The sequence below is a fragment of the Agrobacterium tumefaciens genome (assembly GCF_005221385.1).
Classification (GTDB): domain Bacteria; phylum Pseudomonadota; class Alphaproteobacteria; order Rhizobiales; family Rhizobiaceae; genus Agrobacterium; species Agrobacterium tomkonis.
This window is the reverse complement of sequence record NZ_CP039904.1, coordinates 736,569-760,507: the sequence shown is the minus strand read 5'-3', so window position 1 is coordinate 760,507 and position 23,939 is coordinate 736,569. Positions and strand designations below refer to the sequence as shown.

General features: G+C 59.7%; 14 protein-coding genes and 2 tRNA genes. 15 read left to right on the top strand and 1 reads right to left on the bottom strand.

What is annotated here, in order from left to right; all coding sequences use genetic code 11:
* The first annotated feature begins 116 nt into the window (after positions 1–116).
* From ftsH to CFBP6623_RS18645, 9 genes are all read left to right on the top strand, one after another.
* Positions 117–2,081: an ATP-dependent zinc metalloprotease FtsH gene (ftsH, locus tag CFBP6623_RS18685; protein ID WP_046799891.1), complete on the top strand. Its 1,965-nt coding sequence runs from the start codon at positions 117–119 to the stop codon at positions 2,079–2,081.
* A 192-nt stretch (positions 2,082–2,273) separates the two neighbouring features.
* On the top strand, positions 2,274–3,626 hold the full coding sequence (gene glmM / locus CFBP6623_RS18680; RefSeq protein WP_046799890.1) for a phosphoglucosamine mutase: 1,353 nt from the start codon (positions 2,274–2,276) through the stop codon (positions 3,624–3,626).
* Between the two features lie 184 nt (positions 3,627–3,810).
* Positions 3,811–4,656: an outer membrane protein gene (locus CFBP6623_RS18675; RefSeq protein WP_046799889.1), complete on the top strand. Its 846-nt coding sequence runs from the start codon at positions 3,811–3,813 to the stop codon at positions 4,654–4,656.
* Positions 4,657–4,863: 207 nt separating this feature from the next.
* Positions 4,864–6,042: a phosphoserine transaminase gene (locus CFBP6623_RS18670; RefSeq protein WP_046799888.1), complete on the top strand. Its 1,179-nt coding sequence runs from the start codon at positions 4,864–4,866 to the stop codon at positions 6,040–6,042.
* Positions 6,043–6,125: 83 nt separating this feature from the next.
* Positions 6,126–7,721, top strand: coding sequence for a phosphoglycerate dehydrogenase (serA, locus tag CFBP6623_RS18665; RefSeq protein WP_046799887.1), 1,596 nt, complete (start codon positions 6,126–6,128; stop codon positions 7,719–7,721).
* Positions 7,722–7,947: 226 nt separating this feature from the next.
* On the top strand, positions 7,948–9,027 hold the full coding sequence (locus CFBP6623_RS18660) for a Tim44 domain-containing protein (RefSeq protein WP_046799886.1): 1,080 nt from the start codon (positions 7,948–7,950) through the stop codon (positions 9,025–9,027).
* Between the two features lie 493 nt (positions 9,028–9,520).
* Positions 9,521–10,711, top strand: a complete 1,191-nt coding sequence (locus CFBP6623_RS18655) for an OpgC family protein (RefSeq protein WP_035222261.1) — start codon at positions 9,521–9,523, stop codon at positions 10,709–10,711.
* A 206-nt stretch (positions 10,712–10,917) separates the two neighbouring features.
* On the top strand, positions 10,918–12,114 hold the full coding sequence (gene mnmA, locus CFBP6623_RS18650; RefSeq protein WP_046799885.1) for a tRNA 2-thiouridine(34) synthase MnmA: 1,197 nt from the start codon (positions 10,918–10,920) through the stop codon (positions 12,112–12,114).
* A gap of 135 nt (positions 12,115–12,249) precedes the next feature.
* Positions 12,250–12,326, top strand: a tRNA-Met gene (locus CFBP6623_RS18645).
* Positions 12,327–13,155: 829 nt separating this feature from the next.
* Here CFBP6623_RS18645 and CFBP6623_RS18640 read toward each other — a convergent pair.
* Positions 13,156–13,230 (bottom strand) — tRNA-Gly (locus tag CFBP6623_RS18640).
* A 256-nt stretch (positions 13,231–13,486) separates the two neighbouring features.
* Here CFBP6623_RS18640 and CFBP6623_RS18635 point away from each other — a divergent pair.
* The 6 genes from CFBP6623_RS18635 (at position 13,487) to pbpC (ending at position 23,607) form a co-directional block, all read left to right on the top strand.
* Complete coding sequence (locus tag CFBP6623_RS18635) at positions 13,487–13,996, top strand: prolyl-tRNA synthetase associated domain-containing protein (protein WP_046800031.1); 510 nt, start codon at positions 13,487–13,489, stop codon at positions 13,994–13,996.
* Between the two features lie 53 nt (positions 13,997–14,049).
* Positions 14,050–15,018, top strand: a complete 969-nt coding sequence (gene trxA, locus CFBP6623_RS18630) for a thioredoxin (RefSeq protein WP_046799884.1) — start codon at positions 14,050–14,052, stop codon at positions 15,016–15,018.
* 69 nt (positions 15,019–15,087) lie between these two features.
* The gene (locus CFBP6623_RS18625) at positions 15,088–15,759 is read left to right on the top strand and encodes an LON peptidase substrate-binding domain-containing protein (protein WP_046799883.1); all 672 of its coding nucleotides are present in this window, start codon (positions 15,088–15,090) and stop codon (positions 15,757–15,759) included.
* A 10-nt stretch (positions 15,760–15,769) separates the two neighbouring features.
* Positions 15,770–15,958 carry a Trm112 family protein gene (locus CFBP6623_RS18620; protein WP_006310303.1) on the top strand — a complete coding sequence of 63 codons (189 nt, stop codon included), beginning with the start codon at positions 15,770–15,772 and terminating at the stop codon, positions 15,956–15,958.
* A 120-nt stretch (positions 15,959–16,078) separates the two neighbouring features.
* Positions 16,079–21,532 (top strand): alpha-2-macroglobulin family protein, encoded by a 5,454-nt coding sequence (locus CFBP6623_RS18615; protein WP_046799882.1) that lies wholly within the window; start codon positions 16,079–16,081, stop codon positions 21,530–21,532.
* Positions 21,529–23,607, top strand: coding sequence for a penicillin-binding protein 1C (gene pbpC / locus CFBP6623_RS18610; protein WP_046799881.1), 2,079 nt, complete (start codon positions 21,529–21,531; stop codon positions 23,605–23,607). Before CFBP6623_RS18615 ends, pbpC begins: the two co-directional genes overlap by 4 nt.
* Positions 23,608–23,939: the final 332 nt, after the last annotated feature.

Sequence of the window (23,939 nt, the reverse complement as noted above, 5' to 3'; positions counted from 1 at the left end):
TTACACCAAAACGCATCAGATAACGCCGTTCGCCTTGGCAACGGCAGATGTCGTCCTTATGTTAGGGGCACATAATAGCGGGCAGCAGATATGTCCGTGTGAGTTCGGGGAGTTCGATGAACCCAAATTTCAGAAATTTCGCCTTGTGGGCCGTGATCGCCCTCTTGCTGATCGCGTTGTTCAGCATGTTCCAGACGTCGCCGACGCAAACGGGTTCGCGGGAAATTCCGTATTCCCAGTTTCTTCGCGACGTGGATTCCGGGCGAGTTCGCGACGTGACTGTCACCGGTAACCGGGTTCTCGGAACCTATACCGAAAATGGCACGGCCTTTCAAACCTATTCCCCCGTCATCGACGACAGCCTGATGGAGCGCTTGCAGAGCAAGAACGTCACCATCGTGGCGCGTCCTGAAAGCGACGGCTCCTCCGGCTTTCTGAGCTATCTCGGCACGCTTCTGCCGATGTTCCTCATCCTCGGCGTCTGGCTGTTCTTCATGCGGCAGATGCAGGGCGGCTCGCGCGGCGCGATGGGCTTTGGCAAGTCCAAGGCGAAGTTGCTGACAGAAGCCCATGGCCGTGTGACGTTCGACGATGTTGCAGGCGTGGACGAAGCCAAGCAGGACCTTGAGGAAATCGTTGAATTCCTGCGCGACCCGCAGAAGTTCCAGCGCCTCGGCGGCAAGATCCCGCGCGGCGTGCTGCTGGTCGGCCCGCCCGGTACGGGTAAGACGCTTCTGGCGCGCTCCGTTGCTGGCGAAGCCAATGTGCCGTTCTTCACCATTTCCGGTTCGGACTTCGTGGAAATGTTCGTCGGCGTCGGCGCAAGCCGCGTGCGTGACATGTTCGAGCAAGCCAAGAAGAATGCACCCTGCATCATCTTCATCGACGAAATCGACGCCGTCGGCCGCCATCGTGGCGCCGGTCTTGGCGGCGGTAACGACGAACGCGAACAGACGCTGAACCAGCTGCTGGTCGAGATGGACGGTTTTGAGGCGAATGAAGGCATCATCCTCATCGCCGCCACCAACCGTCCTGATGTTCTTGACCCCGCACTTCTGCGTCCCGGCCGTTTCGACCGTCAGGTCGTTGTGCCGAACCCGGATATTGTTGGCCGCGAGCGCATCCTCAAGGTGCATATCCGCAACGTACCTCTGGCGCCGAATGTCGATCTCAAGGTTCTGGCCCGTGGCACACCCGGTTTTTCGGGCGCGGATCTGATGAATCTCGTCAACGAAGCCGCCTTGATGGCCGCCCGCCGCAACAAGCGCGTGGTCACCATGCAGGAATTCGAGGACGCCAAGGACAAGATCATGATGGGTGCGGAACGCCGCTCTTCCGCCATGACCGAGGCCGAAAAGAAGTTGACCGCCTATCATGAGGCCGGTCATGCGATTACTGCGCTGAAGGTTGCCGTGGCCGATCCGTTGCACAAGGCAACGATCATCCCGCGCGGCCGTGCGCTCGGCATGGTCATGCAGCTGCCGGAAGGCGATCGCTACTCCATGAGCTACAAATGGATGGTGTCGCGCCTCGTCATCATGATGGGTGGCCGTGTTGCCGAGGAACTGACCTTCGGCAAGGAAAACATCACGTCAGGCGCATCTTCGGATATCGAGCAGGCCACCAAGCTTGCCCGCGCGATGGTGACACAATGGGGCTTCTCCGACGCTCTCGGCCAGGTGGCCTATGGTGAAAACCAGCAGGAAGTGTTCCTTGGCCATTCCGTCTCTCAGTCGAAGAACGTCTCCGAGGCGACGGCGCAGACCATCGACACCGAAGTTCGCCGCCTGATCGACGAGGCCTATACCGAGGCACGGCGTATCCTCACGGACAACCACGATGGCTTTGTGGCAATTGCCGAGGGCCTTCTCGAATATGAGACCCTGACGGGCGACGAGATCAAGGCATTGCTGAGGGGCGAGAAGCCCGCGCGCGATCTGGGTGACGATTCCCCGGGCAGCCGTGGTTCGGCGGTGCCGAAGGCCGGCGCCAAGAAGGACGGGCCCAGTGAAGTGAAGGGTGACGGCGAAGCCAAGGGCGACGGCGAGGCCGAAGGCGGCATGGAGCCGCAGCCGCACTGATTGCCGGTACCAAGGCAAGCTATTGTAAAAGGCCATCCGGTTTTCCGGGTGGCCTTTTCAGTTTGGTAACAAGATATAAGCCATTTTTGCGGTAATTTACGTGCTGTTTATCGTGGTTTGTGGCATCTAGCCAAAAAACGCTTCCGGCTGTTTCACCCTGTGCCGGAATGCTTGAAAAGATTTGGAGTTCAAATGGCACGCCGTTATTTCGGAACCGATGGTATCCGCGGACAATCGAACGTCTTCCCCATGACGCCGGATCTGGCGATGCGTGTGGGCATTGCCGTCGGCACGATCTTCCGGCGTGGCCATCATCGCCATCGCGTCGTGATCGGCAAGGATACCCGGCTTTCGGGCTATATGCTGGAGAATGCGCTGGTTGCCGGTTTTACCGCTGCCGGCCTTGATGTCTTCCTGCTCGGGCCTATTCCGACGCCGGCCGTCGCCATGCTCACCCGCTCGCTGCGCGCCGATATCGGCGTGATGATCTCGGCCTCACATAACCCGTTCTCCGATAATGGCATCAAGCTTTTCGGACCTGACGGATACAAGCTTTCCGACGAGCTGGAACTGGAGATCGAAGATCTTCTCGACAAGGATATATACGCGCAGCTGGCGAAGCCCAGCGAGATCGGCCGCGCCAAGCGCGTGGATGGCGATATTTACCGCTATATCGAATTCGTCAAACGCACCTTGCCGCGTGATGTGACGCTGAGCGGCCTGCGGATCGCCATCGACTGCGCCAATGGCGCGGCTTACAAGGTGGCCCCGGCGGCACTCTGGGAACTCGGCGCAGAGGTCGTCACCATCGGCAACGAACCGAATGGCATCAATATCAACCTCGAATGCGGCTCCACCCATCCGGAAGCCCTGCAGAAGAAGGTGCATGAGGTGCGGGCCGATATCGGCATCGCGCTCGATGGCGATGCGGACCGTGTCATCATCGTCGATGAGCGCGGCGAGATCGTTGATGGCGACCAGCTGATGGCCGTCATCGCCGATAGCTGGGCCGACGATAACACGCTGCGCGGCGGCGGCATTGTCGCAACCGTGATGTCCAACCTCGGCCTGGAGCGGTTCCTCGGCGACAAGGGCCTCACTCTTGCCCGCACCAAGGTCGGCGACCGTTATGTGGTCGAGCACATGCGCAACCACAATTTCAACGTCGGCGGTGAGCAGTCCGGCCATATCGTATTGTCGGATTACGGCACGACCGGTGATGGCCTTGTCGCGGCATTGCAGGTTCTCGCCAAGGTCAAGCGTTCCGGCCGCACGGTCAGTGAAGTCTGCCGGAAGTTTGAACCCGTGCCGCAGCTCTTGAAAAATGTGCGCATTTCCGGCGGCAAGCCGCTGGAAAATCCGGTCGTGCTGCAGGCGATTGCCGATGCGGAAAGCGCGCTGGCCAATAATGGCCGCCTCGTCATCCGTCCTTCCGGCACCGAGCCGCTGATCCGCGTCATGGCGGAGGGCGACGATAGCGCAAAAGTCGAAAAGATCGTCAACGATCTGGTCGGCGTCATCTCCAGCGCCCGTTCGGCCGCCTGAGTTATCGCGACAGTAACGAAAGACAAAAGCCGGCCTTCAAGCCGGCTTTTTCTTTGCGTGTTTGCTAATAAATATAGTGAATGATCGTGGTTAATCGGGACTTAACCATTTTACGCCACTCTCCGTGACTGAACAGTTCACTGGCAGCTGCCGCAACGCACGTGCCTATTCTGGAGTGGAAGTCATGAAAAACGCCCTGGCCGGATTTCTGGCCGTTCTGCTGACCGGCACAAGCGCCGTCGGCGCCGACCTTTACCAAGCCGAACCAGCGCCCGCCTATGTCGAGGCGCCGGAAGTTCAGATCACGCAGTCCAGCGGCTGGTATCTGCGCGGCGACGTCGGTTATTCCTTCAACAAGCTGCGCGGCGCCAATTATTATCAGGGCGGACCGGGTGGTTATCTCGCCGATTTCGACACAGCGACAATCAAGGACAGTTATGTCGTCGGCGCCGGTGTCGGTTATCAGTTCAACAACTATTTCCGCAGTGACGTGACCTTCGACTATATGGGCAAATCGGATTTCCGCGGCTCCACGAGCGGTTTCTGCGGCTCTGTTCCGGGTCGCTGTGTTTCGGCTGATCTCAGCTCGCTGAGGGCCTACACGCTGATGGCCAACGCCTATGTCGATCTCGGCACTTATGGCCGTGTCACGCCTTATGTCGGCGGCGGTATCGGTGGCTCCTACGTCAAGTGGGACAAGCTGCGCAACACATCATGCAGCGTCAATGGCCTGGGCTGCGACCCGACCACCGAGCACGGCGGCAAGGGCAAGTGGCGCTTCGCTTATGCCCTGATGGCAGGTGCTTCGATCGACGTCACCTGTAACCTGAAGGCTGATATCGGCTATCGTTTCCGCCACATCAACAAGGGCGATATGTTCGCTTACGAGAATGGCGGCGGTCCGGGCCGTGACAAGGGCCTTTATTCGCATGAAGTGCGCGTCGGTGGCCGTTATGTCTTCAACGGTTGCGATACGGCGCAATATATGCCGCCTGCCGATATTCCGCTGCAGCCTGCCGTTTACAAATAAACGTCACGCCAGACTGATAGCTTCAAGCCGCCTGCATCCTCCTTGGGTGCAGGCGGTTTTGTTTTAGCGGCTTGGCGCATGACGCATATGGACCAAAATTCTTCTGCGCAGCGACATATTCCGCTTGACTGAGATCGGCGACAGGAATAGCAACGGCGGCAGGACACCTCTCCCTAACGAGAGGCGCCTATCTGAAAGGGTAGTCAAATGACAGATATCGTGAAGCCGGACCTCCGTCCGGGCAATGCACATTTTTCTTCTGGTCCCTGCTCGAAGCGTCCCGGTTGGTCGTTAGATGCTCTCTCCGATGCACCGCTCGGTCGCTCGCATCGCGCCAAGGTTGGCAAAGCCAAGCTGAAGCAGGCCATCGATCTCACCCGTGAAATTCTTGATGTTCCCGCCGATTATCGCATCGGCATCGTTCCTGCATCCGACACCGGCGCTGTTGAAATGGCGCTCTGGTCGCTGCTCGGTGAACGTGGCGTCGATATGGTCGCCTGGGAAAGCTTCGGCGCCGGCTGGGTCACAGACGTCGTCAAGCAGCTGAAGCTGAAGGACGTGCGCAAGTTCGAGGCCGATTATGGCCTGTTGCCGAACCTTGCTGAAGTCGATTTCGACCGTGACGTGGTTTTCACCTGGAATGGCACCACCTCCGGCGTTCGTGTTCCCAATGCCGATTTCATTCCGGCCGACCGCAAGGGCCTGACCATTTGCGACGCCACCTCGGCAGCCTTCGCACAGGACATGGACTTTACGAAACTCGACGTCGTCACCTTCTCCTGGCAGAAGGTTCTGGGCGGCGAGGGCGGCCATGGCGTCATCATTCTTTCGCCCCGCGCTGTCGAGCGCCTGCTGAGCTACTCGCCGGCATGGCCGCTGCCGAAAATCTTCCGCATGGTCTCCGGCGGCAAGTTGATCGAAGGCATCTTCACCGGCGAAACCATCAACACCCCGTCCATGCTTTGCGTTGAGGACTATATCGACGCGCTGCTGTGGGCGAAGAACCTCGGTGGCCTCAAGGCGCTGATCGGCCGTGCCGATGCCAATGCCAAGGTTATCTACGACTTCATCGAGAAGAATAGCTGGATCGCTAATCTGGCCGTCAAGCCGGAAACCCGTTCCAACACCTCCGTCTGCCTGAAGATCGTCGATCCCGAAGTACAGGCGCTGGACGCGGCCGCACAGGCCGATTTCGCCAAGGGCGTCGTTGCCCTGCTCGAGAAGGAAAATGTCGCCCTCGATATCGGCGCTTACCGTGACGCCCCGTCCGGTCTGCGTATCTGGGCCGGCGCAACCATCGAGATGGCGGATATGGAAGCCGTCATGCCCTGGCTCGCCTGGGCCTACCAGACGCAGAAGGCAGCACTTTCCAAGGCTGCCGCCTGATTTTGATACCGGCCCTGCGCTGATGCAGGGCCGCACATTCCCCGCTTTCAAAACTGCACCGTTTTTCAAGGAGCCCGTGAACCATGGCACCTCGCGTACTCGTATCCGACGAACTGTCGGAAACCGCCGTCCAGATTTTCCGTGATCGTGGCGTCGAAGTCGATTTCCAGCCGAAGCTCGGTAAGGACAAGGACAAGCTTGCCGAAATCATCGGCAATTACGATGGTCTGGCCATCCGTTCCGCCACCAAGGCAACCGAAAAGCTGATCGAGGCGGCGACCAACCTCAAGGTCATCGGCCGCGCCGGCATCGGCGTCGACAATGTCGATATTCCGGCAGCCTCGCGCCGCGGTATCATCGTCATGAACACGCCTTTCGGCAACTCCATCACCACTGCGGAACATGCGATTGCGCTGATGTTCGCCGTCGCCCGCCAGCTTCCGGCCGCAGACAGCTCCACGCAGGCCGGCAAGTGGGAAAAGTCGAAATTCATGGGTGTCGAAATCACCGGCAAGACGCTCGGCGTCATCGGCGCCGGCAATATCGGCTCCATCGTCTGCTCGCGTGCGCTGGGCTTGAAGATGCATGTTCTCGCCTATGACCCCTTCCTGTCACCGGAGCGTGCGCAGGAAATGGGCGTAACCAAGGTTGAACTGGACGAACTGCTGGCCCAGGCCGATTTCATCACCCTGCACGTGCCGATGACCGACAAGACGCGCGGCATCCTCAATGCAGAGAACCTTGCCAAGACCAAGAAGGGCGTTCGTATCGTCAACTGCGCCCGTGGCGGTCTGGTGGATGAAGCGGCGCTTGCCGAAGCCATCAAGTCCGGCCATGTCGCCGGCGCCGGTTTCGACGTGTTCGAAGTTGAACCCGCCACCGAAAGCCCGCTTTTTGGCCTGCCGAACGTCGTCTGCACCCCGCATCTTGGCGCATCCACCACGGAAGCGCAGGAAAACGTCGCTCTTCAGGTTGCCGAGCAGATGTCGGATTACCTCGTCAAGGGTGCGGTTTCCAACGCCATCAACATGCCGTCGATCACGGCTGAAGAAGCACCGCGCCTGAAGCCCTTCATCCGTCTGGCGGATGTTCTCGGTTCCTTCGTCGGTCAGGTGCAGGAAAGCGCCACCAAGGAAATCGAAATACTTTATGATGGTGCAACCGCCAACATGAACACCAAGGCATTGACCAGTGCGTTGCTGGCCGGCCTGATCCGCAGCCAGGTTGCCGATGTGAACATGGTTTCGGCACCTGTCATGATCAAGGAAAAGGGCATCATCCTCTCCGAGGTCAAGCGCGACAAGACCGGCGTTTATGACGGTTACATCAAGCTGACGGTCAAGACGGAAAACCAGATCCGCTCGGTCGCCGGCACGGTGTTCTCGGATGGCAAGCCACGCTTCATCCAGATCAAGAACATCAACATGGATGCCGATGTCGGTTCGCACATGATCTACATCACCAATACCGACGTTCCCGGCATGATCGGCTTCATGGGCACCACGCTTGGTGAAGCTGGCGTCAACATCGCCAACTTCCAGCTTGGTCGTGAAAAGGAAGCCGGCGACGCCATCGCGCTGCTTTATGTCGATGGTCCGGTTTCCGAAACCGTGCTGGACAAGCTGCGCGCCAACCCGGCCATCCGCCAGGTCAAGCCGCTGACTTTCAACGTCGACTGATACCCATCGTTCCTCCCAAGGGGACAATAAGGCCCGGTTCAGGGGAGACCCTGTGCCGGGTTTTTCGTTTTTCCGACCATCGATTTCACGGCAATATGCACCCGTCTCGCGTGTCGGTTGCATATCACGAAAAATTTAAGCCGGGTGGTCTAAAAATGATGATCATGAGTTGCTATATCGCCTGCTGACATGCCGCTCATGGGAGGGCGGCCAACAGGAGATAGTGATGTTTGCTGCCTTTCGGCGCTTCAAGGGTTTGTTCGCAGTCGCCGCACTTGGTATCGCGGTGTCTTTCGTGGCGGTTGATATGGCCGAGGCACGCCGTGCCGGCGGTGGTTTCGGCAGCCGTGGTACGCGGACATATTCAGCACCACCTTCGACCAGTACCGCGCCGGGCCAGACCGCGCCGATTAATCGCAGCATGACCCCCAATACCAACCAGGCGGCGCCGAGTGCTGCCCAGCCGGCGCGCCCCGGTGCGCAGGCGGCCCCGCAGCAGAGCCGTGGCCTGTTTGGCGGCATGATGGGTGGTCTTATGGGCGGCCTGTTGATGGGCGGTCTGTTTGGCATGTTGATGGGCGGCGGTTTTGGCGGCATGGCCGGTTTCTTCGGCATGCTGATGCAGGTACTGCTTATCGGTGGTCTGGTGATGCTCGCCATGCGTTTCTTCGCATCGCGCCGTCAGGGCCAGCCCGCTTATGGTGCAGCCGGCGGCTCGCAGCGCACGGATCATTCCGGTTCCTCCTTTAATGGTGGCTCGCAGGCAGGTCCTTCCGCATCCTCGTTCAAAATCCCGAAGATCGGCGCGCTTGCCGGTGCTGCGGGCGGCGCGGCCGCGGCAACTGCCGCAACGGCCAAGCCGGTGGCGCACGCCAACGCCATTTCGGAAGGCGATGAAATCGGCATCACCCAGGGCGACCTCGAAACCTTCCAGAAAATGCTGGAAGACGTCCAGTCGGCCTATGCTGCAGAGGATTACGGCACGTTGCGCAAGCTGACGACCCCGGAAGCCATGTCCTATCTCGCCGAGGAACTGAGCGACAATGCCACGAGCGGTGTGAAAAACGACGTCCGCGACGTGACGCTGTTGCAGGGTGATGTCGCCGAAGCCTGGCATGAAGAGGGGCAGGATTACGCGACGGTGGCCATGCGCTACTCCGCCATCGACATCATGCGCGATCGCACCTCGGGCAAAGTTATCGAGGGTGACGAGAATAAGCCTTCCGAAGCGGTGGAAATGTGGACCTTCGTGCGCCGTGGCGGCAACGACAACTGGCAGGTCGCCGCCATTCAGGCTGCCGCCTGAGGCGATAGCGAGTTTCTTTTTTAAACTGAGCGGCCCGGAGGTTTACCAACCTCCGGGCTTTCGTTTGCCAGAATCCCGCGATGTCTCCGATTTTGGTGTTGATTCGGGTTACGGCCCGGCACAGGCGGATGCGGGACAGGGCAAAAAAACGGCTGATAAATCTAACGGGTGATATCTGCCGCACCCACAAATTCCGATTTGGCCTTTCGCCCTGCCATGCAAGGGTTTGCGTACTCCCTGCCAAGGCATCTTGTCTGCGCATGGCTCAGCGCTTCCACGGAATGGCCTTTTTTCATTCATCCGGCATTCAGTCCCCGCGTCTTAACCACGGGACATACACGTCAATGTGACTTTTCGTGCCGGTTCTAAACCGCTTTGGAAAGGGAACCTCAGGCGCAAAACAGCGTTGACAATCCAATTCCCGGCCAGCCTCCCGCAAGCCGGGCTGGGTGGCCGGGCAATGCACGGCCCGCGAGAACGGAGAGCTATCGAGATGAAACGCTTTGACCTGATCGACGGGATGCGTGGTTATTTCCTCGTCTTCATGCTGATCAACCACTTGGTGTTTGCAGGCGGATTCTGGCTGGTGGAAATCAACCACCGTCAGTTTGCCTTCGTGGAAGACGCGCAGGGCTTCGTGTTTCTGTCCGGTCTGCTGATCGGCATGGTCTATGCCCGAAAGATGATGAAGTATGGCTATGACGCCGGTAAACAGATGATCTGGAACCGGGCGATGGAGCTTTATCGTTACGCCATGGGTCTGGTCATCGCCGTGCTGTTCTTCCGCATGGTCATCCCGCATGCGCCCTATATCTGGTATAACTGGCTTGGTATGACGACCTTCGACGATCCGCTGCGTCTGGCAGCGATTGCGACATTCCTGTTCCAGCCGACCTTCATGGATATCCTGCCCCAATACATCGTCTACATGCTGTTTGCGCCGGTGCTGGTGAAGCTCTGCCTCGACGGCAAGTGGGCCTATGTGATGGCCGGCTCCCTGCTGGTCTGGATGGCCGGTCAGCTCGGTCTTCAGCAGATCGTGACAACGCCGCTCAACGAACTCGTCAAGGGTGCGGACGAGCAGGGCATCCGCGTCAGCTTCAACCTGCTCGGCTGGCAGCTGGTATTCTATTCGGCGCTGGTGATGGGCGCGATGACGGCGCAGAACCGCATTCCGTGGAAGGCGATCTTCTCGCCGCAGCACACATGGCTGCCTAAGGCTGCACTTCTGATCTGCCTGTTCTTCCTGCCGCTGCGCATCGCCACGGCCTGGGGTCTGATGCCGGAATTCATGATGGGCAAATTTTCCACCATGGAAATCCGCGCCGATTTCGGCCCGGTCTATCTCATCAACTTCCTCGCCGTGGGCGTCGGCCTGACCTGGCTGGTGATCGCTGGCCCGAAACACCATCGTCCGCTTGTGCGCTCCATTGCCGAGGGCGTGATCTGGGTGCTGTCTCTGAAGTTCCTGCAATTGCTCGGCCGCCATTCGCTGCAGGTCTATGTCTGGCACGTGGCCATCGTCTATGGCGTCTATTATCTGGATGGCCGCACGGCGGAACTGTCGCAGGTCAGCAAGACGCTGATCGCCTTCACGGCCATAGGCTTGCTGGCCTTGCCGGCCCTGTGGAGGGAACGCGACAAGTGGATCGGCAGCAGTGGCCAGAAGACCGCTGGCGCCTGACAGACCCTCAATGCCTGAATCTGACGGCTTTACGGGGCGGTTTTCCGCCCCGTACTTGCGTGCGCGGCCATTCCTTTCTATATGCAGCCCTTAAATCCGCAGGGTAGTGAGCCAGAACAGTCCGATTTTCGGCGGATGCTCACGTGGCGGATGACCGACAGGCGGCGGGGCCTTTACCCCCGTTATGACTGACGATGGGAAAAAACGTGAATACGCTCGATTTTGACAAGAGGCCGGAAGATACCCGGATCGTTGTCGCCATGTCCGGTGGCGTCGATTCTTCAGTGGTGGCCGGTATCCTCAAGCGCGAGGGCTATGATGTCCTCGGCATTACCCTCCAGCTTTATGATCATGGTGCGGCCGTGCACCGCGCCGGCTCCTGTTGCGCGGGGCAGGATATTGACGATGCGCGCAGGGTCTGCGAAACGCTCGGCATTCCCCACTATGTGCTGGATTACGAAGCGCGGTTCCGTGAAACCGTCATCAATCCCTTTGCCGAAGCCTACGCGATGGGCGAAACGCCGATCCCCTGCGTCGCCTGCAACCAGACGGTAAAATTTGCCGATCTGCTCGCCACGGCGCAGGAGCTGGGTGCCGATGCGCTGGCGACTGGCCATTATATCCGCTCGCGCCCCAACCCCGTCTCCGGCCAGCCGGGACGCCGGGCGCTCTATCGCCCGATCGACAGCGACCGTGACCAGAGCTGGTTCCTGTTTGCCACCACGCAGGAGCAGATCGACTACCTGCGCTTTCCGCTTGGCGGCCTTTCCAAGGCCGAAACGCGGGCGCTGGCGGAAGATATGGGGCTTGTTGTGGCCAAAAAGGCCGACAGCCAGGACATCTGTTTTGTGCCGCAGGGCAAATATACCGATATCATCAACAAGCTGAAGCCGAATGCGGCTCTGGCCGGCGATATCGTCCATCTGGACGGCCGTGTGCTCGGCCGCCACGATGGCATCGTGCATTATACGATCGGCCAGCGCCGGGGCATCGGTGTGGCGACGGGAGAGCCGCTCTACGTCGTACATCTTGATGCGCGTGGTCGCCGTGTCATCGTTGGCCCACGCGAAGCGCTGGAAACCCGCCGGGTCTATCTTCGTGATATGAACTGGCTGGGCGATGACGCGCTGGCAAATGATGCCGGGCAGGGTTTTACCTGCTTCGCCAAGGTGCGCTCCACGCGTCCGCCAACCGAAGCGGTGCTGCATGCCGACGAAAACGGCATCTATGTGGATTTGATGACCGGCGAGGCGGGCGTCGCCCCTGGCCAGGCCTGCGTGCTCTATTCAGCGCCGGGCGCGGATGCCCGCGTTTACGGCGGCGGTTTCATCGAACGGTCGGAACGCTCGGTGGAAGCCGAGGCTTCGCTGAAGGCGCTTCTGGAAAAGCCGGTTGCGGCCTGAAACGGTTCGCTTTTTGCCGCGAGGTGGAAAGCGAATTTTTTGCGCATCTTGCGCTTGACACTTTGGGGAGCGGCACCTTATAAGCCGCTCATCCTGAAGGAACGGCCGGTCACATGACTGTCACGTTTCCCCTGTGGCGGGGTAGCTCAGGTGGTTAGAGCAGCGGAATCATAATCCGCGTGTCGGGGGTTCAAGTCCCTCTCCCGCTACCATTTTCATCCAAAAGCACAAAACTAAATCAGCGCCTTGTGCGCCTGTTTCTTGTCGTCTGTCCAGGGCAGAAAAGGGTATATTGTGGCGTATCGCCCATAGCGGTCGCCAAAAAAAGGGAAACCCGCCTGCTGCCAAAATGCAGCCAGCGGGTCTCGACCTCTACCCCCTCCCACAAGGGCGGCTGCACAAAAGCACATCGAATGAATTATGGCAAGATCATGGCGACCATATTGTTGCCGTGGACGGCTCCGTTCGCCAATTTAGTGGCGGATGGCAGAGCGTGACCAGCTCCGTATGCCGCTGGTAAGGCGCTTGATAGGAGACGATGTTCTCGGAGCAGCGCATTTCTATACGATTCGAATAGGTGTTCTCAGCCGTGCGTGGTTGATAATGGTTTCTGTGCCGCCGAGGCTGGTCGTGGCCATACGGGATCATGTCTGCGGCGAAGGAGGCGGCCGGCATCGTCACGGCAGCGAGTGCTGCAATCAAAAGAGTTTTCGAGATTGCGGACATGGGTGTTCCCCCGGTGTTGATCAAACACAGGAGAACGCCCCGTATACGGGCGGTGTTCCAGACGGGCGGATTTATTTCTTGGCGACAGTTGCCCTAAAAAAATGCCCGCTCATGGCGGGCAATTCAGAGGGGAACTGAGGTTAGGAGCCTCGCATCTGAAACGGCCATTTCCGGGGGAAGTTCCATTCGTCCGATAATTTCACGCCTGTTCTAACGGGGAGGGTGACGAACTCTTGAGCGGCAAACCGCATAACCCTGCATAATTCGCTGGTCTGAAGTTCAGTATTCCGTGAATATTCCGCTTTTCGGAAAATTTGGAGCGGGCGAAGGGATTTGAACCCTCGACCCCAACCTTGGCAAGGTTGTGCTCTACCCCTGAGCTACACCCGCTCAAATCCACCGGTCCGGGGTAGTCGCTGAACCGTGGGTCACCATGTTGCGGCGACGGGCGCTATATCGCTCAATCGATTTTGGAATGCAACAGGGAAATGACAAAAACGCGAAAATTTCTTTGAAAAATGCGACAAGCGACGGAAATGATTGGCGGTTTTTCATCTCTGCGGTTTTTCCTGCGTTGCCAAGCGCCGGTTGCCACCTTAATCAGGAGTGCAACGGTATCGAAATCGGCAGGGGCGGGCGGCGGAATATGGCGGAGAATTCTCCCAGGACGGCAACGGAGCTTTTCCAGTTTCTGGATGGGCTCGGCATTTCTCATACCACGAAACAGCACGAACCGGTGTTTACCGTTGCTGAGTCCCAGTCGCTGCGCGATCTCATTCCCGGAGGCCACACGAAAAACCTTTTCGTGAAGGACAAAAAGGATCAATATTTTGTTCTGACTGTCGAAGAGAATGCGGTCGTCGATCTCAAAAGCGTTCACAAGACGATAGGTGCTGCAAGCCGCGTGTCCTTTGGCAGGCCGGAAAAAATGCTCGAATATCTGGGCGTCGTACCGGGATCGGTGACAGTATTCGGGGCGATCAACGACATTGGCAGGCAGGTCACCTTTGTGCTCGACAGTGATCTTCTGGAAAACGAACTGGTCAATGGCCATCCGCTTTCCAACGACCAGACGACGACGATCGCGTCGAAGGATCTCATCCGCTTTCTTGAGGCGACCGGACATGCGCCGCTTGTCTTGAAAGTCAGTGAGTGAGATACGATCTTTGCTTCAACTGAGACATGCGACAGAAATTGCGGGAGACCGGCATGAGCGACACGAATAATCCTTACGGCGGTTCCTATGGCGGGCAGATGTCTGCAAGCGCGCATCATAATGGCGAGCTGAATGGTGCGGCCTCCGGTCACATCAAGGACACAACGACGGCTGCTTTCTCCAAGGATGTTCTTGAGGAATCGCGCCGCCAGCCGGTTCTGGTGGATTTCTGGGCGCCCTGGTGCGGCCCGTGCAAGCAGCTGACGCCGGTGCTCGAAAAGGTCATCAACGAGGCGAATGGCCGTGTGAAGCTTGTGAAGCTGAACATTGACGATCACCCTTCGATTCCGGGCCAGCTCGGCATCCAGTCCATTCCCGCCATCGTCGCTTTTGCCGATGGTCGGCCGGTGGACGGCTTCATGGGCGCGGTACCGGAAAGCCAGATCAAGCAGTTCATCGACAAGATTGCCGGCCCGGATGCGGGTGATCCGAAAGCCGAAATCGAGGCGGCTCTGACCGAGGCGAAACAGCTTCTGACGGATGGCGATTTTAACGGTGCGGCACAGCTGTTCGGCGCCGTCATGCAGGCCGATCCGGAAAACCCCGCGGCGATTGCCGGTATCGCTGAATGCATGATCGCTGCCGGTCAGTATGAGCGGGCCAGCGAACTGCTCTCCTCCCTACCTGCGGAGCTCAACGAAGATGCGGGCATTCAGCTCGTTTTGAAAAAGATCGCGCAATATGAGGAAGCCCGAAAAATCGGCGATCCGGTGGCGCTGGAAAGCGATCTGGCGCTCAATCCCGATCATCACGAGGCGCGGGTGAAGCTCGCCAAGGTGCTGAACGCTCAAGGGCGGCGCGATGAAGCGGCAGACCATCTGCTTTATGTCATGCGCAAGGACCGGACCTTTGATGATGACGGCGCGCGCCGGCAGCTTCTGGAGTTTTTCGAGGCCTGGGGCTTCAAGGACCCGGCAACCGTCGCTGGCCGCCGGAAGCTTTCGGCAATATTGTTTTCGTAATGCGGGCATATCCCGGCCGCGGCGGTTGATTCCGCCGGCCGGGCAGCGGTGAACAGGGGGCTTGATCCCATGCATGTCGGAAATGCGAGATATGTGAAGAACGACGATCTGCCGGAAACCGTACCGGTGTTTCCCTTGCCGGGCGCCCTGCTGCTACCGGAAGGCCATCTTCCGCTCAATATTTTCGAGCCGAGATATCTCGCCATGATCGACATGGCCCTGGCTGGCCACCGTGTCATCGGCATGGTACAGCCGGCCCTGCATGTCATTGAGGCGGGGATTGAAGGCGGGCCTTTGAGTGCGGTCGGATGTCTTGGCCGCATCACTTCCTTTTCCGAAACCGGGGATGGCCGTTACGTCATCTCTCTCACCGGTGTCTGCCGTTTTCGCTTGTTGGAAGAGGTGGAGGTCGACAAGCCTTATCGCAGCTTCCGTCATGCGCCCTTCATTGCCGATCTTTCCGGCGAATATAACGAGGAGGCGGTGGATCGTGAAAACCTGCTCAGGGTATTCCGCGCGTTTCTGGATGCAAACCAGCTGGAGGCTGATTGGGAAAGCGTGGAAAGGGCGGGCAATCGTGTCCTCGTCAATTCCCTTTCGATGATGTCTCCCTTCGGTCCGGCCGAAAAACAGGCGCTGCTTGAAGCACCCGACCTGAAGACGCGGGCCGAAACATTGATCGCCATCACCGAGATCGTTCTTGCCCAAGGGTCGGGCGAGGGCGGCACCGTGCTGCAATAGGATTGTCGCCATGGACGACAGGATGAGCAATGTCGATCCGAAGCTCCTGGAGCTGCTGGTCTGCCCTTTGACCAAGGGACGCCTTTCTTATGACCGGACCCACAACGAGCTGATCTCCGAAAGCGCAAGGCTCGCTTACCCGATCCGCGACGGCGTACCGATCATGCTGATTTCCGAAGCGCGTAAAATAGAAGACTAGTCTTCCCCCTTTGCTGGCCTCCACGCATCCTCCTGTTGTGAATTGACGAAGATGCGTTGACAACCATGCGTGGATTTGACCAGAGTCCCGCCCGACATGTCTGTTGCGGGGAGAATACTGATGTCGTTGCGCGCGCTCGTTCGGATTTCGTTGGTTGCGGTCTCTACCGCCCTGATTTTTCTCCCGGCTACGGCGGCCGAACCTTCGCGGAAAGTGGTAACTACGCAAAACGGCGATTATTTCGGCTTCGATCTTCGGACGGAGCAGAATGTCTCGCTGGAACAATGCGGCGAGATTTGCGTCGGCGACGCTGCCTGCAAGGCTTTCACCTACAATCCCAAGGTGAAATGGTGTTTCCTCAAATCGGATTTCAACCAGCTGAACGCCTTCCCCGGCGCAGTTGGCGGCAAGATCGTGGAAGTGGCTGCGGAAGCCGATATCGGCGCGCCGCAGCGCCTTTCCTTCGTGACGGACAGCCTGCAGCAGGAAGCCCGCCGGCTGAAATCCGGCCTCGCTGCCAGTGACGGTGACGAACAGGGCGTGGAAGCCCTTGTGCAGACGGCGCGGCAGCAGGTCGCTGCGGGCAATATTCCCGATGCGGTCACGACCTATAAACAGGCTCTTGCGATCACGCCTGATGACGGCGCGCTCTGGGCGGAATTGTCGGAAAAGGCGGCGCAGGTCACCGATAATTATTCGATTGCCGGGCAGGCGGCGTCTGCCGCCATCAACGCCTATCAGCTGAGCGGCACCGTCAGCGCCCGTACCGAGGCCCTGAACCGGCTGGCGAAGGCTTTCGAAAGAACCCAGAATTATCGCGCAGCACTCAACGCCTATAAGGAGAGCCTTGCGCTCACCGACAATGCACAGACAAAGGCGGCCTATGCCGACCTGCGCACGCGCCAGGGTTTCCGCGTCATCAACAATACCGTGGATACGGATAGCGTCAGCCCGCGCGCCTGCGTGCAGTTTTCCGAACCGCTGGTGAAGAACGGTGTCGATTATTCCTCCTTCATCACGCTCGATGGGGCAGCCCCCAAGGCCATCGAAGCGAAGGGCAGCGAGATCTGCGTAGAAGGACTGACCCATGGCCAGCGTTACAAGATCGCGCTGCGCGCCGGCCTGCCGTCCTCGGTGGAAGAGCCTCTGGAAAAGCAGGTCAATCTCGATATTTACGTGCGTGACCGCGCCGCGACCGTGCGCTTCACGGGCGAGAATTTCGTGCTGCCGGGGACTGCGCGCCGCGGCATTCCGATCGTCTCTGTTAATGCCGACAAGGCTGATCTGAAGCTCTATCGCGTCGGTGATCGCAACATCACCTCGCTTCTTTCCAATTCGCAGTTTCTGACGCAGATGGACGGTTACAACGCTGACCGTATCGAAAACGAAATAGGCGAACTCGTCTGGCAGGGCGCGATCGATATCCAGCCGGATCTCAACAAGGATGTGGTGACGAGTTTCCCGGTGGATGAAGCTTTGCCGGAACGTAAGCCCGGCATCTATGTACTGACCGCCGTGCCGCCGGGCACTGCACCGGAAACCTGGGATTCGCGCGCCACGCAATGGTTCCTGGTGTCGGATACCGGCATCACCACCTATGCCGGAACCGATGGTCTGAATGTCTTTGTCCGTGCACTTGGCAGCGCGAAGCCGCTGGCAGATGTGGATTTGCAGCTGCTCGCCAAGAATAACGAGGTGCTGGGCACTGCGAAGACGGATGCGGATGGCCGCGCGGTGTTCTCGGCTGGCCTGATGCGCGGCACCGCTGCGCAGGCGCCCGCAATCTTGACGGCACGGAACGGCGACAAGGACTACGTGTTCCTCGACATGACCCGTGCCGGCTTCGATCTTTCGGATCGCGGCGTGACGGGACGTGCAGCACCCGGCGCGATCGATGTGTTCAGCTGGACCGAACGCGGCATCTACCGCGCCGGCGAGACCGTGCATGCCGCAGCGCTTGCTCGCGACGTCGATGGCAAGGCAATCGAGGATCTGCCGCTTACCTTCATCTTCTCGCGCCCTGACGGTGTCGAGGACCGGCGCTTCGTCAGCGATGGCAAGGCGCTGGGCGGCCATGCGGTCGATCTGCCGTTGCAGGCAAATGCGATGCGCGGCACCTGGACAGTGCGCATCCATACCGATCCGAAAACGCCTGCGATCAGCGAAAAGAGTTTTTTGGTCGATGATTTCGTGCCTGACCGTACCGAGTTTGACCTCTCGAGCAAGGCAAAGCAGATTGACCCTGGCGCGGAAACGGCAATCGATGTCGACGGTCGTTATCTCTATGGCGCCCCCGCCGCCGGCCTGACGCTGGAAGGTGAGGTCGCCATCAAGCCAACGCGCACCAGCGCTGATTTCGAAGGTTATTTCTTCGGTCTGGCGGATGAGGAAAGCGAAGAGGAGAACCGCACGACGCTTGCCGATCTGCCGGTGCTGGACGAAGAGGGCAAGGCGAGCTTCAATGTTGATCTCACCGATCTGCCCTCCACCACGCAGCTTCTTTCCGCCAACATCACCGTGCGCATGCAAGAGGCGGGTGGACGTGCCGTGGAGCGTTCGCTGACGCTGCCTATCAAGGCGGAAGCTTCTGTTATCGGCATCAAGCCGCAATTTTCCGGCGATCTCGCCCAGAATTCCGTCGGTCGTTTCCATATCATCGGCGTTGGTGCCGATGGCGTAAAACAGGCGATGAGCGGCCTCAACTGGAAGCTCATCAAGGTTGAGCGGAACTATCAATGGTATCGTCAGGGCAATTCCTGGCGTTACGAGCCGGTGGAATATACCAAGCAGCAAGAGGCCGGCACCTTGTCCGTCGATGCCAATGGCAGCGAGATTTCCGTGCCGGTCACCTGGGGCCGCTACCGGCTGGAAGTGGAGGGTGCCGGCAATGGTGCACCTGTTTCCAGCGTTGAATTCGATGCCGGTTTCTACGTTGAGGCAAGCTCGACCGAAACGCCGGATGCGCTGGAAATCGCGCTGGACAAGCAAAGCTACAAGATCGGCGATACGGCCAAACTCAAGGTCTCCTCGCGTTTTGCCGGCGAGCTGATGATCACGTCCGGCTCTGAAAAGCTGATTTCCGTTCAGAATGCCGAGATCGGCGCGGATGGCGGCGAGATCGACATTCCGGTAACGGAAGAATGGGGTGCGGGCGCTTACGTCACCGCCACGCTGTTCCGGCCCGGCGATGCGCAGGAAAGCCGCATGCCGATGCGGGCCATCGGCATCAAGTGGCTTGCTGTCGACCCGGCCGAGCGCAAGCTTGCCGTGACCCTCGGTGCGCCGCAGAAGACGCTGCCGCGCCAGCCGCTTGAAATTCCGATCACGGTTGCGGGCGCTGGTGTCGGCGAAAAGGCCTATGCCATTGTTGCGGCGGTGGATGTCGGCATTCTGAACCTCACGCGTTACGAGCCGCCGAAGCCGGATGAATGGTATTTCGGCCAGCGCCGGCTGGGGCTGGAAATCCGCGACCTCTATGGCCGCCTGATCGACGGTTCGCTGGGCGCCACCGGCCGGCTGCGCACCGGTGGTGATGGCGCAGGGGCAGCCCTTCAAGGCAGCCCGCCCACCGAAAAGCTGGTGGCGTTCTTTGCCGGTCCGGTCGAGCTTGACGACGACGGCAAGGCGACTGTCAGTTTCGATATTCCGCAGTTCAACGGCACGGCCCGCATCATGGCGGTCGCCTGGACGAAGACGGGTGTTGGCCATGCGGTCTCCGATGCCGTCATCCGCGATCCGGTCGTGGTCACGGCCAGCGCACCGAAATTCCTCGCTCCCGGCGATGTCTCGCAATTGCGGCTCGATATCGCCAATACTGATGGCGAGGCCGGCGATTACCGGCTGGATGTGACCAGCAACACGGCCTTGACGGTCGATCAGGGCGAGATGTCGCAGACATTGGCGCTTCAAAAGGGTGGAAAGTCGTCGCTGACTGTCCCCCTGACCGGCGAACAGCCCGGCAAAGGCGCGATCACCATCAAGGTCTCCAATGCCGCCGGTATCTCGCTGGAGCAGGTTCTGAATGTTCCGGTGCGCCCGGCCGTTCTGCCGGTGACGACGCGGCGCGAAATCAAGATTGCGCCGAACAGCAGCCTGACGATCAACGGCGATCTTCTGGCCGACAGCATGCTGCTCGGCTCTTCGGTCGCCGTCAACGTCACGCGCTCGCCCGCCTTCGATATTCCGGCGCTGGTGATGATGCTGGATAAATATCCTTACGGCTGCGCCGAGCAGACGACGAGCCGCGCTTTGCCGCTGCTTTATCTCTCGGAAATGACGAAGGATACCGGCCTGACCGAAGATCCGGATACCCGCAAGCGGGTGCAGGAGGCGATCTACCGCGTGCTGTCCTTCCAGTCGAGTTCCGGCAGTTTTGGCCTCTGGTCGCCGGGTTATGGCGATCTGTGGCTCGATGCCTATATCAGCGACTTCCTGACAAGGGCGCGCGAGCAGAATTACGATGTTCCCGAAGCGGCCATGGTGCAGGCGCTGAACAATCTGCAGAACGGCCTGTCCTATGACAGCAACGTCAAGGATCGCGGTAACGAGATCGCCTATTCGCTTTATGTGCTGGCGCGCAACCGCAAGGCGGCGATCAACGATCTGCGTTATTACGCGGATACGGCACTTGCTGATTTCCCGACGCCGCTCGCCAAGGCGCAGGTTGCCGCCGCCCTTTCGCTTTATGGCGATCAGGCCCGTTCCAAGGCCGTGTTCGGCGCTTCGCTCGATATGGCAAGTCGCGCCACCAATGTCAGCTTCGCGCGGGCAGATTACGGCTCTGCGCTGCGGGATGGTGCTGCGACGCTGGCGCTTGCGGCCGAAAGCCGGCCGGTCCCGGCCGTCGTGCCGCAGCTTGCCGGAGCCGTGGCGAAGGAATGGGAAAAGAAACCCTATACCAGCACCCAGGAACAGGCATGGATGCTGCTGGCCGCCCGCGCTGTCAAAGGCGAGGACAAGGATATCCGTCTCGATGTGAACGGTGATTTGCAGACCGGCGGTTTCGGCAAACGGATGAGCGGCGATGAATTGCTGGCAGCTCCCCTGAAGATCGCCAATGCCTCGGCCGATCCTGTCACGGCTGTTGTCACCACGGTGGCGCCACCGGCGCAGCCGCTTGCCGCCGGCGGCGAGGGTTTCACCATCACCCGCACCTATTATTCCATGGATGGCGAGGAGGTGAACCCGAGCGAGGTAACGCAAAACGAGCGTTATGTGGTGGTGCTGAACGTCGTGCCGCAGAATAACTGGCAATCACGCATTCTGGTGACGGATCTGTTGCCCTCCGGCTTCGAAATCGACAATCCGAGCCTCGTCAATTCGGCAGCGCTTTCGAATTTCGACTGGTTGCCGGAAACGGAAGCGGCACATACCGAATTCCGCTATGACCGTTTCGTGGCGGCCTTCGACCGCTCGGCCGGCGACAGTTCGGAAATTGCGCTTGCCTATGTCGTTCGTGCCGTTACCCCGGGCACCTATGACCATCCGGCAGCCTCGGTGGAAGATATGTACCGGCCGCAATTTTCCGCCCGCACGGCAACCGGCCGCATGGAGGTGCGCTCGGCAACCCCATGAGGCGACGCAAGGCGATCATTGTCGGCATCGTGACGGCCGCGTTGCTTATGGGCGGCGCGGCCTTCGGTCTTGATGCGCTGGACAAAGCCTATCCGCCGCCGCTGGATGCTGCGCGGCAACGATCCTTCGAGGTGCTGGATCGCGACGGCAAGCTGTTGCGCGCCTTTGCGACACCCGATGGCCGCTGGCGGCTGAAAACCACCGCTGCCGAGGTTGATCCGCAGTTCCTGCGCATGCTTGTCGCTTATGAGGATCAACGTTTCTATGATCACCACGGGGTCGACCTACGGGCGCTTTTGCGCTCCGCCTGGCAACTGGCCAGCAACGGCCGGATCGTCTCCGGCGCTTCGACTCTTTCCATGCAGGTGGCGCGGCTGATCGAGCCGCGCGCCGACCGCTCATTCTCGGCAAAATTGCTGCAGGCCATGCGTGCGCTCCAGATCGAAAGGAGGCTCAGCAAGGCTGACATCCTCGATCTCTATCTGAATATCGCGCCCTATGGCGGCAATCTCGAAGGTGTCAGGGCTGCAAGCCTCGCCTGGTTCGGCAAGGAACCGGGCCGGCTCGATACCGCGGAGGCGGCGCTTCTGGTGGCGCTGCCGCAACTGCCGGAGAAACGTCGTCCGGACCGTTTTCCGGAGGCGGCGAAGCAGGCGCGCGAGCGGGTGCTGCAACGGCTTGCCGTGGAACGCGTGGTGGGCGAGGGGGAGGCGGAACGGTCGGCACTTGCGGACGTGCCTTCCAACCGGCGCGACCTGCCGGCCTATGCGCCGCATATGGCCGTTGCCGCACGGGTGAAGTTCCCAAATGCTGCCGAGGCGCGCTCGACGCTCAAATTGCCGATCCAGCGGGAACTGGAAGGTGTTGCGCGCCATGCTGCGGAGAAGCTTGGCGATAAGGTCTCTGTCGCCATCGTCATGGCCGACGCCCAGACCGGTGATATTCTCGCGGAGGTCGGCTCGGCGGATTATCTCGATACGGCAAGGCGTGGTTTCGTGGAGATGAGCCGGGCCGTGCGTTCGCCGGGCTCCACCCTCAAGCCGTTCATTTACGGTCTTGCCTTCGAAGACGGTCTTGTCGGGCAGGAAACCATCATCGAGGATCGCCCGGCCGACTTTTCCGGTTATCGCCCTCGCAATTTCGATATGCATTATCAGGGCGATGTCAGTATCCGGCAGGCGCTGCAATTGTCGCTCAACGTGCCTGCCGTCAAACTGCTCGATGCCGTCAGCCCATCGGCGCTGATGGTGCGGTTCCGGCGAGCGGGCGTCCGGCTGGTGCTTCCGTCAAACGAGGCGCCCGGACTTGCCATTGCGCTTGGCGGTGCGGGTATTTCGCTTGTTGATCTGGTGCAGCTTTATGCCGGGCTTGCCGGCAGCGGTGACCCCGTGCGGTTGGGTGACGGCGTCCGCTCAGTCCCTGAGCGCCTTGTCGGCGACCGGCTGTTTTCCGATGCCGCAATCTGGAATGTCTCGGACATTCTCTCTGGCGTGCTGCCGCCGCTCGGCATGAAACAGCGCGGCATCGCTTACAAGACAGGCACGAGCTACGGCTACCGCGATGCCTGGTCAGTGGGTTATGACGGGCGGCATGTGATCGGCGTCTGGGTCGGTCGGGCCGATAATGGCGCGGTGCCGGGTATTGCTGGCTACGCGACGGCGGCCCCGATCCTGTTTGAGGCCTTCGCAAAATCCGGTGTGGCGATCACGCCGATGCCTGCTGCGCCCTCCGGCGTTGCACGCGTTACCGTTGCCAACCTTCCCGCCAACCAGCGGCGTTTCACCACGACGGCAAGCGGCTTGCTTTCGGCCTCGAGACGCGAAAGCGCCCCGCGCATCGTTTATCCGCCGGAAGGAGCAAGGGTTGAGCTTTCCGGCCAGTCGGGCATTTCACCGCTGGTGCTGAAGCTGCAAGGCGGGCGTGCTCCCTTCCGCTGGCTCGCGAATGGCATGCCTCTGCCCGACGCTTCCCATCGCCGCAACAGCGAATGGCGACCCGAGGGGCAAGGGTTTTCCACCCTCACGGTGATCGATGCCGATGGGCGTGCTTCGAGCGTACGCGTTTTCGTCGAGTGAGTTTTGCGGCCAGACCGTGCCGCTTTCATCTGCTCTTCCTCAAAAGCAATAGGGAGCATTTCCAGGCGAAGTGGCTCCCGGTTTTCCGTTCGGAAATGCGACAACGCTCTAGTCGCACGGTGCGGTCCGCGAAACCGTGGCATCCGGGTTTGATGGGTCCAGGTCGACGAGTGAGATTTTGGAAATTTTATTGCCGTATATAAATTCTGCAATTTTTGTTGCGAATCCTGTTTCATCCCGCTATGTTGAAACTGCGCCCGGAAAACACCCGGTCGCATGGGAGAGACGGGCGTAGCACTAAAGCTGCGCGCAAACAGTGCTGCCGTTTCGAC

What these genes read in the sequence shown, in the direction of transcription:
- CFBP6623_RS18635 (WP_046800031.1), top strand. Translation starts at nt 13,487, where the DNA reads ATGGCGGAGAATTCTCCCAGGACGGCAACGGAGCTTTTCCAGTTTCTG.
- CFBP6623_RS18620 (WP_006310303.1), top strand. Translation starts at nt 15,770, where the DNA reads ATGGACGACAGGATGAGCAATGTCGATCCGAAGCTCCTGGAGCTGCTG.
- serA (WP_046799887.1), top strand. Translation starts at nt 6,126, where the DNA reads ATGGCACCTCGCGTACTCGTATCCGACGAACTGTCGGAAACCGCCGTC.
- CFBP6623_RS18675 (WP_046799889.1), top strand. Translation starts at nt 3,811, where the DNA reads ATGAAAAACGCCCTGGCCGGATTTCTGGCCGTTCTGCTGACCGGCACA.
- CFBP6623_RS18670 (WP_046799888.1), top strand. Translation starts at nt 4,864, where the DNA reads ATGACAGATATCGTGAAGCCGGACCTCCGTCCGGGCAATGCACATTTT.
- ftsH (WP_046799891.1), top strand. Translation starts at nt 117, where the DNA reads ATGAACCCAAATTTCAGAAATTTCGCCTTGTGGGCCGTGATCGCCCTC.
- trxA (WP_046799884.1), top strand. Translation starts at nt 14,050, where the DNA reads ATGAGCGACACGAATAATCCTTACGGCGGTTCCTATGGCGGGCAGATG.
- pbpC (WP_046799881.1), top strand. Translation starts at nt 21,529, where the DNA reads ATGAGGCGACGCAAGGCGATCATTGTCGGCATCGTGACGGCCGCGTTG.
- glmM (WP_046799890.1), top strand. Translation starts at nt 2,274, where the DNA reads ATGGCACGCCGTTATTTCGGAACCGATGGTATCCGCGGACAATCGAAC.
- CFBP6623_RS18625 (WP_046799883.1), top strand. Translation starts at nt 15,088, where the DNA reads ATGCATGTCGGAAATGCGAGATATGTGAAGAACGACGATCTGCCGGAA.
- CFBP6623_RS18660 (WP_046799886.1), top strand. Translation starts at nt 7,948, where the DNA reads ATGTTTGCTGCCTTTCGGCGCTTCAAGGGTTTGTTCGCAGTCGCCGCA.
- CFBP6623_RS18615 (WP_046799882.1), top strand. Translation starts at nt 16,079, where the DNA reads ATGTCGTTGCGCGCGCTCGTTCGGATTTCGTTGGTTGCGGTCTCTACC.
- CFBP6623_RS18655 (WP_035222261.1), top strand. Translation starts at nt 9,521, where the DNA reads ATGAAACGCTTTGACCTGATCGACGGGATGCGTGGTTATTTCCTCGTC.